Below are 15,528 nucleotides of genomic sequence, written 5' to 3' on the forward strand. Positions count from 1 at the left end.
CCGGTGCCGGCACCGCCGGCGCCGCCCTGCGCGGCCTGCTGGCCATGCAGGCGCAGGAGTATGCGTACGCGCGCTGGTCCGTGGCCCAGCGCTGTGCCGGGGCGGACCGGGACAATGCAGCGGCAGTGGACGCGGCCATCGCCGACGGAACCCTGCTGCGCACGCACGTGTTGCGGCCGACCTGGCACTTCGTACACCGCGAAGATGCCCGCTGGCTGCTGGCGCTTTCCGGCCCCAGGGTCCGTGCCGCCCTCAAGAGCCGGGATCGCGAACTCGGCATCGACGAGGCCGTCATGGTACAGGCCAAGGAGGCCCTCGCCGCAGCGCTCTCCTCCGGGGCGCAGCTGACCCGGGAGGAGCTCGGCACGGCGCTGGAACGGGCCGGAGTGCTTGAGCGCACCGGCGGAAAGCTGCGCGGCGGATCGCTCTACGGCCAGCGGCTGGGACATCTGGTGCTCAACGCCGAACTGGACATGCTGCTGGTCAGCGGGGCGCCGCGGACCACCGCCGGCGGCGCGGTGAAGCAGACCTACGCGCTGTTCGAGGACCGGGTGCCGGCCGCAGCGGCACTGGCATGGGACGAGGCCCTGGCCCGACTGGTGCTGCGCTACTTCTCCGGCCACGGCCCGGCCACGGTGAAGGACTGCTCCCTGTGGTCCGGCCTGGCCGTGGCGGACATCGGGCGCGGGCTGGCGGCGGCTCCTCCCGGTGCGCTGGAACGCCTGAAGTTCGACGGCCACGAGTTCTTCCTCGCCGCTCCGGGCGCGGCGCGGGCACCCCGCCGGCCCCGGGCCGACCTGCTGCAGTGCTACGACGAGATGGTCATGGGCTACACGCCGACCCGCGGCTACCTGTTCGGCTCCGGCGGACAGGTAGCCGGCCTGCGGCTGGGCAACGCCAACCTCAGCCTGCATCCGCTGCTCGTCGACGGACTGCAGGCCGGGCGCTGGCGCCACGTCCTCACCCCGAAAGAAGCTGCCGCTGTCGAGGTCCGGCCGTACCGCGTCCTCACGGCCGGCGAAGAGCAGGCCCTGGCCGCCGCCGTGGGGCGTTACGCACGCTTCCTGCGGCGGCCGGTGGAGCTGCGGCTGGCGGCGCCCGGCTGAGGGCCTCAGGCCCGCCGGAAACGCAGCGTGGCCAGCTGGAAGGGTCTGAGCCGGACGACGGCGATGCGCGCCGCGGGCGTCTCGAGCCAGCCGGCGTCGATGCTCCGTTCCAGCAGATCCGTGGCCCGGACCTGCACATAATCGAAGCCGGCGGCCAGCTGCGCCGCCGCCCGCCCGCCGTGGGCTTCGTAGAGCCGGACCACCACGTCCCCGCTGCGGTCCTCGGCCAGCTTGACGGCCTCGATTACCACCGCCGGGTTGTCCACCCTGAACAGGGGGTCAATCCGCTGCCCGGCCACGCCGTCGATCCGGCGCAGCGGCAGGTTGAGCCCGTAGCCGGCCCGTACCGCCGCGGGGATGTCGGCCCCGGGCACCAGCGTGGTGCGGAAGGTGTGGGCACCCTGGTCCGCCTCCGGATCCGGATACAGCGGAGCGCGCAGCAGCGACTGCCGGACGCGGGTGAAGGGGGTACCGCCGGTTGCCCCGCCGATGCGGCGGATGTCGTGGCCGTAGACCGAGTCATTGGCGAGGGCGGCGCCGAAGCCGGGTTCGCCCACGTGGACCCAGCGCTGTGCCACGGTTTCGAAGCGGGCGGCGTCCCAGGACGTATTGGCGTGGGTGGGCCGGAAGAGGTGCCCGAACTGGATCTCGGAGGCGGCCCGGTCCGCATGGACATCGAGCGCAAAGGCCAGCTTGAGCAGTTTCCTCCGTTCATGCCAGTCCACGCGGGTCTCGATCTCCAGCGCGTGGCTGTCCGCCGCCAGGGTCAGGGTCTGCACCGCCTGCGAGGCGCCGAAACGGCGGCTGATCCTGACGGCCGCCGCGGCCGGGTTGGCCAGCACCTCGACGGCGTCGACGGACCGCAGTTCGGTCAGGGACGTTTCGTAGTGCGAGTCGAGGTTCCAGGCGTCCCACTGGTTTGGGGTATCCCGGAAGAGCTGCAGGATGTTGGCGCGCTGCCCGGCCGGAATGAGTTCCCGGCCGCCGGCGGTGTCCAGGATCGACCCGATCAGGCCTTGCTCGTCGACGGCAACACGCAGCCGGGAGTTGGACAGCACCCAGCCGCTCCCGGCGGCGGTGACCCCGGTGCCGCCGGCCATCGTCGCCGTCGTCGCCGCTGCCGTACCGAGCGCAGGCACGCCGTCCACTGCGTAGGGCCCGGCGTTCGCCAGTGCGCTGGAACCGCCGCGGCCCAGCAGCGAACGGAGCGAGGTTTCGATGCCCAGGCCCAACCCGGCCGCCAGCCGTTGGTAATTGCGTTCGGCCTCGCGGTGCACCCAGGCGATCGAGGACCCGGGCAGGATGTCATGGAACTGCTGCAGCAGCACCGTCCGCCAGGCCGCCTGCAACGCGTCATAGGGGTACGGCGCCGTCCCGCGGACCGCCGCGGTGGCCGCCCACAGTTCGGCCTCCCGCAGCAGGTGTTCGCACCGGCGGTTGCCGTGCTTCGTGCCGGCCTGGGAGGTGTAGGTGCCGCGGTGGAATTCCAGGTACAGCTCCCCGCTCCAGACCGGCGGATCAGGATATTCGGCCTCCGCCGCGGTGAAGAACGCCGCGGGGCTGGACAGCTGCACGGCCGGGGACCCTTCAAGATCCCGCGTGCGCCGCGCCGCGGCCAGCATTTCGCGGGTGGGTCCGCCGCCGCCGTCGCCCCATCCGAAGGGCACCAGCGAGCGGTTCGCCGCCCCGTGCTCGGCATACCGGCGTTCGGCCCGGGCCAGCTCCAGCCCGGACAGGTCCGAACTGTAGCTCTCCACCGGCGGCAGGTGGGTGAAGATCCGGCTGCCGTCGATCCCCTCCCAGGCGAAGGTGTGGTGCGGAAAGCTGTTCGTATCGTTCCAGGACAGCTTCTGGGTCATCAGCCAGCGGGATCCGGCGGCCCGGGCAATCTGCGGCAGGGCCGCCGAGTAGCCGAAACTGTCCGGCAGCCAGACATCGAGCGGCTCCACACCGAATTCGTCCAGGAAGAACCGCTTGCCGGCAACGAACTGGCGCGCCAAGGCCTCGCCGCCGGGCAGGTTGGTATCGGCCTCCACCCACATGCCGCCGGCCGGCACGAACTGCCCCGTGCCCACCTTCTGCTTCACCCGTTCATACAGGCCCGGATGGTGCTGCTTGAGCCAGGCGTAATGCTGGGCAGAGGAGGCCGCGAAGACGAAGCCGGGGTCCTGCTCCATCAGCTCCAGGGCATTGGCGAAGGTGCGGGCCACTTTGCGGACGGTTTCGCGCACCGGCCACAGCCAGGCCGAGTCGATATGGGCATGTCCGACGGCGTGGATTCGGTGCGCGCTGGCAGCCGCCGGGACGGCCAGCGTGCCGGCCAGGGCCGCCCGGCCGGCGGCGTCCGTGCCGGCGATATCATCCGGATCCAGCAGGTCCAGGGCCTGTTCCAGGGCGTGCAGGATCCCGGCGCGCCGGGGCAGCTGGTCCGGCAGCGCCAGCATGAGCGAGGCCAGGGTCCGGAAGTCCTGCAGCAGTTCCCAGACCTCCACCTCGCGCAGGACCAGCTGCGCTCCGCCGAAGCTGTAGAGCGGTTCCCTGCCGGCGGTGGCGGGATCCCCCAGCATCGTGGGGGCAAAGGTGAAGCCGTTTGCGATATCCGGATTGGCGGCCGCTTCGACATAGAGCTCGACCGGTCCGCCGGACCCGGCGGGCAGCGGAAGGTGCCGGTTGAACGGGGACAGGCCCTTGAGCACGGTGCCGTCCGCGGAGTAGCCGAGCCCCTCGGCCTGGAAACCCGGCAGTCCCGGGGTGAAGCCCAGGTCGACCAGGACCTCGGGCTGCCGGCCGGGCAGCCGGGCCCCGGCATCGTCGGCCGGAAAGGCACCGGTGAGCCGGAACCACGTGGTGCCCCACGGCGCGCCCCAGCGCTGCCCGGTCCGGAACGGTTCGTAGCGCTGGACCGCGGCCTCCGCGAAAGGCACCGGAGCGTCCGGGCAGCTCCAGGCTGCCGCTGCCAGCGGCCAGCGCAGGCCGTGGACCGCAGGTTCCAGCCGCTCGACGACGAACCGCGCGATCCTGGCCTCTGCCTGCGCTGCATTATGGTGCATGGCGATCGTGGTGCATGGCGGCCCCGCGGGTGGAAGCGTCCGGCCGTAAGCCGGCCGTTGGGAGCTACTCTACGGGTGCGCTCAGCGGGAAGAAATACCGCACCAGTTCCATATCCAGCTGGTGGATGTCCGTCAGGAACCCGTCATGGCCGATCGGGGTCCGGATGGTGTGGACCGTGACCGGATTCGGCAGCGCCCGGGCCAGCTGGCGGGACTGCTCGGGCAGGTAGAGCCGGTCCGAGTCCACCGCGGCGATGAAGAACCCGGTGTCCGTACAGCCGGCCAGGGCTTCCGCCACCGTCCCGCGGCCGCGGGCGACGTCGTGGCTCATCAGCGCCTCGGTGAGCACGATGTAGCTGTTGGCGTCGAAGCGGCGCACGAGCTTGCCGGCCTGGTGGTCCAGGTAGCTTTCGACCGCGTAGCGGCCGCGGGCGGCATGCGTGATGCCGCCGAACGGATGCTCGCCGTCCTGCGCGTTCCGGCTGAACCGGAATTCCAGTTCGGGTTCGGACCGGTAGGTGATGTGCGCGATCCGCCGGGCGATGCCCAGCCCGGCCTCCGGCACCGGGCCGCCGTAGTAGTCCCCGCCGGCGAAGTCCGGATCCAGCCGGATGGCCGCGACCTGGGCCTGGGCGAAGGCGATCTGCTCGGCGGTGCTGGCCGCACCGCAGGAAATCACCGCGCAACGGGCGGTGCGTTCGGGATAGGTGGCCGCCCACTCCAGCGCCCGGGCGCCGCCCATGGAGCCACCCAGCACGGCGTGCCAGCGCCGGATGCCGAGCAGGTCGGCCAGCCGGGCCTCGGCGCGGACCGAGTCGCGGATGGTCACGAACGGGAAGCGGGAACCCCACGGGGCCCCGTCCGGGGCCGGGGAGGACGGGCCGGTGGAGCCGTAGCAGCCGCCGAGCATGTTTACCGCCACCACGAAGTAGCGGTCGGTGTCGATGGTGGCCCCGGGGCCGACCAGCGAATCCCACCAGCCTGCCTCGTCCGATCCGCCGCGCGCCACGTGGGTGCTGCCGGTCAGGGCGTGCTCGATCAGCACGGCATTGGAGGCATCCCCGTTCAGGGTGCCCCAGGTCTCGAAGCCAAGGACAACGTCCGGCAGGTAACCGCCGGTTTCCAGTTCCAGGGCTCCGATCGAAACCGAACGCAGGGTTCCGTCGATGGCCGTGTCCACGAGTTCCTGTGGCTGCACAGTGGTCAAATCATCTCCCGCTCTCTGGCTATGCGGACTTGGCGGACCGGAAGCCGGCTTCCAGGTCCGCGATAATGTCGTCGATGTGTTCTATGCCCACGGCCAGCCGGACCAGGCCCGGCGTGACGCCGGCGGCCACCTGCTCCGCGGGCGAGAGCTGGGCGTGCGTGGTCGAGGCCGGGTGGATGGCCAGCGAGCGCACGTCGCCGAGGTTGGCCACATGCGAATGCAGCTCCAGCCCGTCCACGAACTGCTTGCCCGCCTCCACGCCGCCGGCGATTTCGAACGCGACGACGGAACCGGTGCCCTTCGGCCCGTACTTGCGTCCCCGCTCGTACCAGGGGCTCGAGGGCAGGCCCACGTACGCCACCGAAACGACGTCGTCGTGTGCTTCGAGGAACTCGGCGACCTTCTGCGCATTCTCCACGTGGCGCTGAACCCGCAGGCTCAGGGTCTCGAGGCCCTGGGCGATCAGGAAGGCGTTGAACGGGGAGATGGCGGAGCCCAGGTCCCGCAGCAGCTGGACGCGGGCCTTGAGGATGTAGGCCAGGTTGGCCCCCAGCGCGCCGCCCACCCCAAGGTCGCGGGCGAAGACCAGGCCATTGTAGCTCTCGTCCGGGGTGTTGAAGCCCGGGAACTTCGCCGGGTCCGCGCCGAAGTCGAACTTGCCCGCATCCACGATCACGCCGCCGATTGCGGTGCCGTGGCCGCCGAGGTATTTGGTGGCCGAGTGCACCACGATATCCGCGCCCCACTCGATCGGGCGGATCAGGTACGGGGTGGCAAGCGTGTTGTCCACGATCAGCGGCACGCCGGCCTCGTGCGCGGCGGCGCTGACCCCCTCGATGTCCAGCACGTCCTGGCGCGGGTTGGAGACCACCTCGCCGAAGAACGCCTTGGTGTTCGGCTTCACGGCCGCGCGCCACTGCGCCAGGTCGTCCGGATCCGCCACGAAGGTCACCTGGATGCCGAACCTGGTCAGGGTGTTCTTCAGCAGGTTGTAGGTGCCGCCGTACAGGCTGGGGCTGGCCACGATGTGGTCCCCGGCCTCGGCCAGGTTGAGGATGGCATAGGTGGCCGCCGCCTGTCCGGAGGACAGCAGCAGCGCGCCGGCGCCACCTTCGAGGTTGGCGATGCGTGTTTCCACGGCTTCCTGCGTGGGATTGCCGATCCGGGTGTAGATCGGGGCCAGTTCCTGCAGCGCGAAGCGGCTGGCCGCGCTCTCGGCGCTGGGGAAGACGAACGACGTCGTCTGGTAGATGGGCAGGGCCCGGGCGCCGGTGGCGGCATCCGGCTCCTGGCCGACGTGGATCTGGCGGGTTTCGAAAGACCAATCATTGGACATTGGACATCTCCCTCAACTCGGGGTCCACCGGACAGGACGCCGGTACTACCGGCCTGCCTACGGGTGCGACCCGCGCTTGCCTGCCGCCTCTTGGCAACAGGCCAGGTCTTCACCCGGGGCACCCCACCGCGGTTGGAGGGTTGCCGGCCAGCAAGCCGGGGCTTGGCGCTGGCACTCATGACCTGCATACAGGTTCGCCCATGGCCGGCCCCAGCGGCAAGTTAGGAACAACTAATGTGACGACGTGTGAACCATGGGGGCCGAATCGCGGGCGGAACCGGCCCCCGTTCGCACTTAGGCTGGCCTAAGTCGAGAGGTGGATCACAAAATGCCAAGATGAAGCCATGCGCTTCGATCATGTCTCCTATGCTGCCGAACCCGATGGCCTCGCCGCCACGACCGAACGGATTTCAAAGGTCCTGGGCATTGAGGCCGTCAAGGGCGGCGTACACCCCCGCTTCGGCACCCGCAATACCATTTTCCCGCTGACGGACCGGCACTACCTCGAGGTCGTGGAGGTGCTGGACCACCCCGCGTCGGACAAGGCGCCCTTCGGGCAGGCGGTGCGGGCACGCTCCGAGGCCGGCGGCGGCTGGATGGGCTGGTGCGTGGAGGTCGATGACCTCAAGCCCTTCGAAAAGCGGCTCGGTCGCAGCGCCGTCCCGGGCAACCGCAAGTTCCCGGACGGGCAGGAACTGACCTGGCAGCAGATCGGCATCAAGGGCCTGATCGCCGATCCGCAGGTGCCTTATATGATCCGCTGGGATGACGGCACGGAGGACCTGCACCCCTCCAACGCCCGCCCGGCGATCGTCAAGCTGATCGGCCTGACGATTGCCGGGTCCTCCGAGCGGGTAGCGGACTGGCTCGGCACCCCGGTCAATGACCTGCTCGAGGACGTCAAGGTGGCCTGGACCGCGCCCAAGGGCGAGCCGGGCATCCTCTCCGTGCGCTTCGAAACCCCGAACGGCGTCGTCGAAATCTGACCCGGCCGCGCCGCCCCGCGGCTCAACAGCTCCGGCGCTCCCGCCCGGCCCGGGCATTTCCCCTCGTTCCGGGAACCTGCTGCCCAAGGTTCATGCAGCAGGTTCCCGGAACGAGGGGTTTTCTTTATGTGCTCCTCCACAGGTTCCGGCGGGACCCGCGGAGTCCACAAACGAACGGCAGTGAATCCGCAGGCTTGGTCCCGGACCGCAGGGTGGATACATGGACGCCAGGCTCCGGTCTTCGACGCGGACGGGCAACTGCCGGGCATCACGGACTTCTTCTGGAAGCATTTTCGGCTCGCCGCCGGCCTGGATTTTATCCGCTGGATGTGGGACGCAACGTGGGACCCGGCCTCGCCGCGGAATCCCCGCGGGCTGGCGAGGACCCTGACCGCCGCCGGTCGGACGCAGGACAGGTGGAACCGCAGCTGGCCGCAGCCGCCCGACCGATGTACTCTCGCCGGCCCATTCGGCCCGGGACCGGCAGACTCTCCCCCGGTTTCCCGCCATCCGGGTATTCACCGCGTTCCGCCGGCACAGGATATTCCCGTTCCGAAGGGAAATGCAGGTGGAAGGGCGGAAGGGGACGGGATGATGGAAGGGACGGCAGGGGAAGCGGGGTCAGCGGCCGAGGCCGATGGCGGGGCCGAAGAGGGCGTAGCCGACGAAACCGGCAATGTCCAGGAACGCGTGCGCCACCACCAGCGGCATCACGCGCCGGGTCCGGGTGTAGGCGTAGCCGAAGACCAGCCCCATCAGGAAGTTGCCGATGCCCGGCCCGATCCCCTGGTACAGGTGGTAGGACCCGCGGACCAGGGCACTGGCCAGGATGACGGTCCAGTTGCCCCAGCCGAACCTGGCCAGCCGCTCGAACAGGTAGCCCACCACGATGACTTCCTCGACCACCGCGTGGCGCAGGGCGGACAGGACCAGCACCGGAAGCGTCCACCAGTAGGTGTCCAGCGCCGCCGGCACGATCGCCGTCGTAATTCCCAGGGCCCGGCCGGCCGCATACACGCCCAAGGTCCCCGCCCCCATGACCACCGCCAGCGCCAGGCCGAGGCCGAAGTCCAGCCCGGGCCGGGCGAAGTCGAATCCCAGCCGGCGGAACACTGACTGTCCGGCCGGCCTGCCGGACGCGGCGAGCAGGAACAGCGCCAGCGCCACCGGGACCAGCGCGAAGAAGATCCCCAGCAGCTGGTAGATCAGGTCGAAGATCTCGCGCTGGTCCAGGACCGGGTTGAGTTTGGTGGTCTGCGACGCCAGCGGCGCCCGGGTGGCCTTTTCGAGCAGGTCCACCACCGCATACACTGCGGACTGCCCCAGCGACAGTCCCAGCACAATCAGCACTTCGGCCCGGTAATAGCCGCGGGTGCGGGGTATCGCCGGAGTGGGCGTGGTCTCGGTCCGCATGCACACTATCTTGCCCTGTCGGTCCCCCAGGTGGGGCAGCCGGGTCCCTACGTGGCGCGGCAGCGACACGCCAAGAGAAGCGGCAGGGGTCCCCGTCCTGAGCCCGCCAGGGACGGGGAAGCCGCTGAACGCTGCCCCAACCTCAGGCGACCAGCTGGCCGGCCCGCCAAACCGCAGCGGTCAGCGGCATGCCCGGCCGGTACGCCAGGTGCGTGGCCGAGGGCGCGTTGAGCAGGTGCAGGTCCGCCCGGTGTCCGACGGCGATCGAGCCCACCGCGCGCCCGCCGTCGGCATCGCTGCCGGCGTGCATCCCCAGCGCCAGCGCACCGCCGTAGGTTGCCGCGCGTACCGCCTCGTGCACGCTCAGGCCCATCTGCAGCACCGCCGTGGCCACGCAGTAGTTCATCGAGCTGGTGTAGGAGGTGCCCGGGTTGCAGTTCGAGGCCAGCGCGATTTCGACGCCGGCATCCAGCAGCCGCCGCGCCGGAGCCAACGGCTGCCGGGTGGACAGGTCGCAGGCCGGCAGGCAGGTGGCCACCGTGCCGCGCCCGCCGGTGCCAAAAGCGGCGTCCCAGCCGTCCCAGGAGCCGGCCAGCAGCTCCACGTCCGTGTCCGAGAGGTGGTTCACGTGGTCCACGCTCGCGGCACCGAACTCGACCGCCAGCGCCACCCCCGGCCCCTCGCCGAGCTGGTTGCCGTGCACCCGCAGGCCCAGTCCCGCGTCCCGGCAGGCGGCGAGCACGCGGCGAGACTGTTCCTCGGTGAATGCCCCGCGCTCGCAGAAGACGTCCGCCCACTGCACGTAGGGCCGCACCGCCTGGAGCATCTCGGCGCAGACCAGGTCCGTGTACTTGTCGGCGTCGATGCCGGCCGGCACCAGGTGGGCGCCGAGGTAGGTGACCTGGTCCGCCACCGTGGCGGCAAGCCGGGCACTGCGTTCCTCCTGTTCCACGTCCAGCCCGTAGCCGGTCTTCGTCTCCAGGTACGTGGTGCCGCCCGCGCAGGCCTCGGCGGCGCGTTCCTGCAGCAGCCGGGTCAGCTCGAAGTCGCCGGCGGCCCTGGTGGCCTCGACGGTGGCGGCGATGCCGCCGGCCTGATAGCTTTGCCCCGCCATCCGGGCCTCGAACTCGGCAGTGCGGTCCCCGGCGAAGACCAGATGGGTGTGCGAATCCACCCAGCCGGGCAGCACGGCCCGGCCGCCGGCGTCGTATTCGGCATCGGCCGCCGGCGCCCCGGCCGCCGGTCCCAGCCAGGCGATCCGCTCCCCCTCCACCACGACGGCGGCATCGTGCAGCACGGTGTCCGCTCCGCGGGCCGGATCCTGGGTCATCAGCTCGCCAATATTGGTGATCAGCAGCGACAGTGATTCGGCCATCGGGTCAGGGGCCTTCCGGTGCGGTGTCGATTTTGGCGATGGCGGCAGCGAGCAGGGACGCCGGGTCGCCGAGGACGGCGTGGATGCCCTTGCGGGCTGCCAGCCTGCCGCCGACCACCACCGTGGCCACGTCCTGGGCGGTCGCCGTCAGCGCCAGCTGGTCGCGCTGCGAGCCCACCGTGCGCAGGCTGGCCGGGTCCACGGCCATCAGGTCGCAATACCGGCCCGGCTGCAGTCCGGGCAGCCGCCGGCCCTGGGATATCGCACCGGCATCGGAGGCGGCCTCATGCAGGGCTTCGGGCGGGAACCAGCCGCGCTGGCCCGAGCGCAGCCGTTCGCCGTGCTCGAGGGCGCGCATTTCCAGCCAGGGGTCGACGACGGCGTGCTGGTCGGTGCCGAGCGCAATCCGGGCGCCGGCGTCGCGCAGGGCGGCGGCCGGCCCAATGCCGTCGCCCAGGTCCGCCTCGGTGGTCGGGCACATCACCACGGTGGCATGCCCGGCGCCCAGGAGAGCTATATCGGACTCGGTCAGGTGGGTGGCGTGGACCGCCGACAGCCGGGAGGTGACCAGACCGTGCCGGTGCAGCAGCCCGGTGGGGGTGAGTCCGGTGGCCTGCAGGCAGGCCTCGTTCTCCGCCGGCTGCTCCGAGAGGTGGATGTGCAGCGGGATATCCTCCGGCAGCCGGCTGGCAATCACCGGCAGCGCTTCTTCGGGCACCCCGCGCACCGAGTGCAGGGCCGCAGCCACGCTGACGTGGTCCGGGGAGAAATCGCGTGCCACTACCTCCCGCAGCGACTGCAGGCGCTGCAGCCAGGCCTCGACGCCGGCGTCGCCGAAGCGAGCCTGCTCCCGTGACAACGGCTGGCCGATCCCGCCGGCCAGGTAGCAGGTATCCAGCAGCGTCAGCCGGATCCGCGCATTCACTGCGGCCCGGGCCAGCGCCAACTCCATGGCATGCTGCCCGCCGGTATTGCCGCCGTAGGGGGTGCCGTCCGGCTGGTGGTGGACATAGTGGAATTCGGCCACCCCGGTCCAGCCGGTCACCACCATCTCGGCGAAGACCGCGGTGGCCAACTCCTCGTACAAATCCGGTGTGAGGGCGCCGGCGGCCCGGTACATCTGCTCACGCCAGGTCCAGAAGCTGCCCACGCCCATGTTGTGGGTGCGCCCGCGCAGCACCCGGTGGAAGGCATGCGAATGCGCGTTGGAGGCAGCCGGGAAGGCCACGCCCGCAACGCGCAGGTCAGCAGCTTCCGCGGGGACTCCGGAACGGATCGAGGTGACGATCCCGGCCTCATCCACCTCGGCACGGACGCTGTCCACCACGCCCCGGCCGGGCAGCCACGCCGCCTCGCACCAGAGCCCGCTCACAGCAGCGCCTCCAGTACGTCCGCGAGCGCGGCGGCCGAGGCATCGGCGTCGGCCGGCTCCACGAATTCCTCCGGCGAATGCGAAATCCCTGTCGGATTCTTGATGAACAGCATGCCGGCAGGGACGTGCCCGGCGAGCACGCCGGCGTCATGTCCGGCCCCGGTGGCCAGCACCGGGGCACCCGGCAGGGCGTTCTCCAGCTGGCGCTGCAGGGCCGGATCGAAATGCACCGTACCGCTGTAGGACTCCTCGGTCAGGGCCACCGTGCAGCCTTCGAACGCGGCGATCTTCTGCGCCTTGCCGTGGATGGTCTCCACCAGCCGGGCAGTCACCGCATCGTCCGGATGGCGCACGTCCAGCCACAGATCGACCCGGGAAGCAATCACGTTGGTGCCCCCGGGCACCGGCTGGATCCGCCCGACAGTGGCCCGGGCGTCCTGCCGGGCCGCGGCCACCTGCCGGACCGCCAGGATAATCTGCGCGGCGGCCACCATGGGATCCTGGCGGTCCTCCATCAGCGTGGTGCCGGCGTGGTTGCCCTGTCCGGTGACGCCCAGCTTCCAGCGGCCGTGGCCGAGGATGGAACTGCCGACGGCGACGGCAGGCCCGTCCTCGCCGAGCCCGCGGCCCTGCTCCACGTGCAGTTCGATGAAGTCCCCGATCCTGGCCAGCGCCTCCGGGTCCGCGCCCAGCTGCTCCGGATCCAGCCCGTTGGCCCGGGCAACCTCGGCGAAGCTGTTGCCGTCCGCGTCGCGCAGGTTGCGGGCCCTGTCCGCGTCGATGCCGCCGGTGAGCAGGCGCGAGCCCAGGCAGGCCACCCCGAAGCGGGAGCCTTCCTCTTCCGGGAAGACCGTGACGGCCAGCGAACGGTGCGGCGCAACGCCGCGGGCCCGCAGCTCGTCCACGGCGGCGAGCGCGGCGGCCACCCCGAGCGGGCCGTCGAAGGCCCCGCCGCCGGGGACCGAGTCCAGGTGGCTGCCGGTGACCAGCGCCCCGGGCTGCGGTTCGCCCCACCACGCCCAGAGGATCCCGTTGCGGTCCGTTTCCACGTCCAGCCCGCGGCGTCCGGCCTGCTCGATGAACCACGCGCGCAGGTCCAGCTCCGCCGCCGAATAGACGGGGCGGGTGTAGCCGCCGCGGACGGTGTCCCGGCCGACGCCGGCGATGGAGTTGAGCAACGAGGTTACGGTTTGCATTTGGTTCCTTGGGTCGGTTGGATCATCCGGCGGCAGGCTGGGAGTCGTCGAGGCCGGCGGCGCCGGCCGGATCGTCGGCAGGAGCGGCAAAGAGCCTGCCGGCTTCGGCTGCCACTACCGTGCCAAGGGTCCGGGCGGCCTCCGGCGTGGTGCGGTAGCTCGGCGCCACCACGCTCAGCGCCGCCACCACCTTGGAGCCGGCCATGACCGGCGCGGCCACGGCGGTGATGTCCGGTTCCACGCCCTCGGCGACGACGATGAACGAGCCCGGCTCCACCTTCCCCTGCAGGGCCGCGCCGGCCGCGCTGCCCTCGAGCGGGAACGTCCTGCCGACCCAGTTGATGTGCCGCACGGACTGCGTCCCTTCTTCGATGGCCAGGTACAGGCCGTGCGTGTTGCCCGCTGCCACGCTCAGGTAGGCCGACTCGCCCGTGCGGGCCACCACGGACTGCAGGGCGGCGCGGCTGGTGGCCACGAGCGAATCGTGGCTGAGCGCCTGGACGCCCAGCTGGACCATCCGGTAGCCCGGGCGGTACAGCCCGTCCCCCCGCCGGGCCGCGAAGCCGTTGGCTTCCAAGGTGCGCAGGAGGCGCAGCGCGGTGCTGGCCGAGAGCCCCATCTCCTTGGCCGCGTCGGCGAGTTTGACGCCGTCGTGCTCGCAGACCACGCGCAACAGCCCCAGGGCCCTGTCGGCGGCCCGTGTGGTGGCATCCGGAGCGGCACCGTCAACCATGCAGGTCCCTTTCAGGAGGCGGAGAAAGGCTTATTGCACTTAGTAAAACACTTATTTCAACCAGTGGCAATTAGTGGCGCCCGGGACCCCTCGATCCCCCATTGACGCAAACTGCCGGCATCCGTACATTTGCATTTCATTACTTGAAACGATCATGCCACTTGCCGGCAGAACTGGAGAGGAACCGTGTTCATCCAAGACCTGCGGCCAACCGGCCCGCGCCGCCGCATCACCCTCGGGGCCATGTCCGCCGCCGTGGCGGGGATCTTCACCCTCGCCGGCTGCGGCGGCGGCAGCCCGTCCTCGTCGGAACCCGGCTCCGCCGCTGCCGGCGCCGGCAAGCTGGACAAGGTGACCGTGGGCGTGCTGCCCATTACCGACGTCGCTCCCATGTACCTCGGCGAAAGGCAAGGATTCTTCGAGGACGAAGGGATCGAGCTCGAATTGCAGCCTGCCCAGGGCGGCGCGGCCATCGTCCCGGCGGTGACCACCGGCGAGTACCAGTTCGGCTACTCGAATGCCGTCTCCCTGCTGATCGCCCAGGACGAGTCGCTGCCAATCAAGGTCATTTCCAACGGCTCCAGCTCCACCAACGAACCCGGCCACGACACCACCGAGGTCGCCGCCATGCCCGACAGCGGCATCAGCGGCCCCGCCGACCTGGCCGGCAGGACGGTCGCGGTCAATGCGCTGAACAACTTCGCGGACATCACCATCCGCAACTCCGTCGAGCAGGCCGGCGGCGACCCGCGGCAGGTGAAATTCGTGGAGATCCCCTACCCCAATATGCCCGCGGCCCTGGCCCGGGGCGATGTCGACGCGGCGTGGACCACCGAGCCCTTCCGCACCCAGATCCTGGATGCCGGCGGCAAGATCGTGGCCAGCCCGATGACGGACATGGCGGAAAACTTCGACTCGGCCTTCTACTTCACCTCCCAGCAGACCCTGGACCGGAACCCGGAGCTGGTGGAGCGCTTCCGGACGGCGCTGCACAAGTCCTTCGAGTACGCCTCGGAGAACGAAGACCAGGTGCGGACGATTATCCAGGACTACGCCAAGGTCACCCCGGAGCTGGCCGAAAAGGTCGAGATGACCGCCTGGCGCCCGGAAATCAACCTGGACGGGCTCAAGGCGCTGGGGACCGCGGCCAAGAAGTACGGCGTGCTGGAGAACGAGCCGGACTACAACGCGCTGATCGTCCAGTAGCGGCCCCGGTGCCCTACGGAGCGGGGCTGTGGCCGCCGCGCAGCGGGCTGAGCGCCGCCGCGGCTGCCGCCGACCAGGGCCCGCTGTCCTGCCCCATCAGCAGCGCCGCGGCCAGCTCGGCGATCCCGCAGGAGGTCTGGAAGCCGTAGCCGCCCTGGCCGGCCAGCCAGAAGAAGCCGCCCACGGCGCCGTCGAAGCCTACCACCGGGTGCCCGTCCGCCGGCTCGGTGCGCAGGCCGGTCCAGGCGCGCGCCACCGAACGGATGCCCATGGTGGTCAGCCGGTCGACCAGTTCGACGACGGCCTCGACGTCGCCGGGCCGCGGTCTGGCGTCCTCGGCCATGCTGGGCACCGCCTCCGAGGGTGAGATGAGCACCTGGCTGCCCTCGGGACGGTAGTAGAAGGTGTGGTCCGCGGCCGCGACCATGGGCTGGCCAGGCGCGAGCGGACGTTCGACGTCGACGACGGCGGCGGTGCGCCGGTACGGCACCAGGCCCTGCGGCGCGGCGCCGAAGAGCCCGGCCACCTGGTCCGCCCAGGCCCCGGCG

12 protein-coding genes and 1 riboswitch are annotated in these 15,528 nt (G+C 70.8%); of the genes, 3 read left to right on the forward strand and 9 right to left on the reverse strand.

Features of this window, described 5'->3' with window-relative positions; genetic code table 11:
- The coding region (locus ACFQ36_RS13610) for a winged helix DNA-binding domain-containing protein (RefSeq protein ID WP_377014432.1) at nucleotides 1-1,106 on the forward strand (1,106 nt) is incomplete at its 5' end.
- A 5-nt stretch (nucleotides 1,107-1,111) separates the two neighbouring features.
- Here the strand turns inward: ACFQ36_RS13610 and ACFQ36_RS13615 are convergent.
- From ACFQ36_RS13615 to ACFQ36_RS13625, 3 genes are all read right to left on the reverse strand, one after another.
- The gene (locus ACFQ36_RS13615) at nucleotides 1,112-4,156 is read right to left on the reverse strand and encodes an alpha-mannosidase (protein WP_377014434.1); all 3,045 of its coding nucleotides are present in this window, start codon (nucleotides 4,154-4,156) and stop codon (nucleotides 1,112-1,114) included.
- Nucleotides 4,157-4,220: 64 nt separating this feature from the next.
- The gene (locus ACFQ36_RS13620; RefSeq protein WP_377014436.1) at nucleotides 4,221-5,363 is read right to left on the reverse strand and encodes a homoserine O-acetyltransferase; all 1,143 of its coding nucleotides are present in this window, start codon (nucleotides 5,361-5,363) and stop codon (nucleotides 4,221-4,223) included.
- A 19-nt stretch (nucleotides 5,364-5,382) separates the two neighbouring features.
- A complete protein-coding gene (locus ACFQ36_RS13625; protein ID WP_377014438.1) occupies nucleotides 5,383-6,699 on the reverse strand; it encodes a bifunctional o-acetylhomoserine/o-acetylserine sulfhydrylase in 1,317 nt (438 codons plus the stop codon).
- 67 nt (nucleotides 6,700-6,766) lie between these two features.
- Nucleotides 6,767-6,882: riboswitch (SAM riboswitch) on the reverse strand.
- 161 nt (nucleotides 6,883-7,043) lie between these two features.
- Between ACFQ36_RS13625 and ACFQ36_RS13630 the strand changes: the two genes are divergently transcribed.
- On the forward strand, nucleotides 7,044-7,685 hold the full coding sequence (locus ACFQ36_RS13630; protein ID WP_377014440.1) for a VOC family protein: 642 nt from the start codon (nucleotides 7,044-7,046) through the stop codon (nucleotides 7,683-7,685).
- Nucleotides 7,686-8,306: 621 nt separating this feature from the next.
- On the opposite strand, the gene ACFQ36_RS13635 is transcribed toward ACFQ36_RS13630, so the two are convergent.
- The 5 genes from ACFQ36_RS13635 to ACFQ36_RS13655 form a co-directional block, all read right to left on the reverse strand.
- Nucleotides 8,307-9,098, reverse strand: a complete 792-nt coding sequence (locus ACFQ36_RS13635) for a CPBP family intramembrane glutamic endopeptidase (protein WP_377014442.1) — start codon at nucleotides 9,096-9,098, stop codon at nucleotides 8,307-8,309.
- A 142-nt stretch (nucleotides 9,099-9,240) separates the two neighbouring features.
- Nucleotides 9,241-10,473, reverse strand: coding sequence for an imidazolonepropionase (hutI, locus tag ACFQ36_RS13640; RefSeq protein ID WP_377014444.1), 1,233 nt, complete (start codon nucleotides 10,471-10,473; stop codon nucleotides 9,241-9,243).
- A gap of 4 nt (nucleotides 10,474-10,477) precedes the next feature.
- On the reverse strand, nucleotides 10,478-11,845 hold the full coding sequence (locus tag ACFQ36_RS13645; RefSeq protein ID WP_377014446.1) for a formimidoylglutamate deiminase: 1,368 nt from the start codon (nucleotides 11,843-11,845) through the stop codon (nucleotides 10,478-10,480).
- The gene (locus tag ACFQ36_RS13650; protein WP_377014448.1) at nucleotides 11,842-13,041 is read right to left on the reverse strand and encodes an allantoate amidohydrolase; all 1,200 of its coding nucleotides are present in this window, start codon (nucleotides 13,039-13,041) and stop codon (nucleotides 11,842-11,844) included. Before ACFQ36_RS13650 ends, ACFQ36_RS13645 begins: the two co-directional genes overlap by 4 nt.
- A 22-nt stretch (nucleotides 13,042-13,063) precedes the next feature.
- Nucleotides 13,064-13,774 (reverse strand): IclR family transcriptional regulator, encoded by a 711-nt coding sequence (locus ACFQ36_RS13655; protein WP_377014450.1) that lies wholly within the window; start codon nucleotides 13,772-13,774, stop codon nucleotides 13,064-13,066.
- 186 nt (nucleotides 13,775-13,960) lie between these two features.
- On the opposite strand from ACFQ36_RS13655, the gene ACFQ36_RS13660 reads away from it, so the two are divergent.
- Entirely contained in the window at nucleotides 13,961-14,980 is a 1,020-nt protein-coding gene (locus ACFQ36_RS13660) for an ABC transporter substrate-binding protein (RefSeq protein ID WP_377014452.1), read from the forward strand.
- Nucleotides 14,981-14,993: 13 nt separating this feature from the next.
- Here ACFQ36_RS13660 and ACFQ36_RS13665 read toward each other — a convergent pair.
- Nucleotides 14,994-15,528 (reverse strand): NAD(P)/FAD-dependent oxidoreductase (locus ACFQ36_RS13665; protein WP_377014454.1); only part of this gene is annotated, 535 nt, incomplete at its 5' end.

The organism is Arthrobacter sp. GCM10027362 (assembly GCF_042679445.1).
GTDB lineage: Bacteria > Actinomycetota > Actinomycetes > Actinomycetales > Micrococcaceae > Crystallibacter.

Bases quoted from the DNA above. Each gene is read 5' to 3' on its own strand.
- ACFQ36_RS13615 (WP_377014434.1), bottom strand. From the start codon at position 4,156: ATGCACCATAATGCAGCGCAGGCAGAGGCCAGGATCGCGCGGTTCGTC.
- ACFQ36_RS13625 (WP_377014438.1), bottom strand. From the start codon at position 6,699: ATGTCCAATGATTGGTCTTTCGAAACCCGCCAGATCCACGTCGGCCAG.
- ACFQ36_RS13630 (WP_377014440.1), top strand. From the start codon at position 7,044: ATGCGCTTCGATCATGTCTCCTATGCTGCCGAACCCGATGGCCTCGCC.
- ACFQ36_RS13635 (WP_377014442.1), bottom strand. From the start codon at position 9,098: ATGCGGACCGAGACCACGCCCACTCCGGCGATACCCCGCACCCGCGGC.
- hutI (WP_377014444.1), bottom strand. From the start codon at position 10,473: ATGGCCGAATCACTGTCGCTGCTGATCACCAATATTGGCGAGCTGATG.
- ACFQ36_RS13650 (WP_377014448.1), bottom strand. From the start codon at position 13,041: ATGCAAACCGTAACCTCGTTGCTCAACTCCATCGCCGGCGTCGGCCGG.
- ACFQ36_RS13655 (WP_377014450.1), bottom strand. From the start codon at position 13,774: ATGGTTGACGGTGCCGCTCCGGATGCCACCACACGGGCCGCCGACAGG.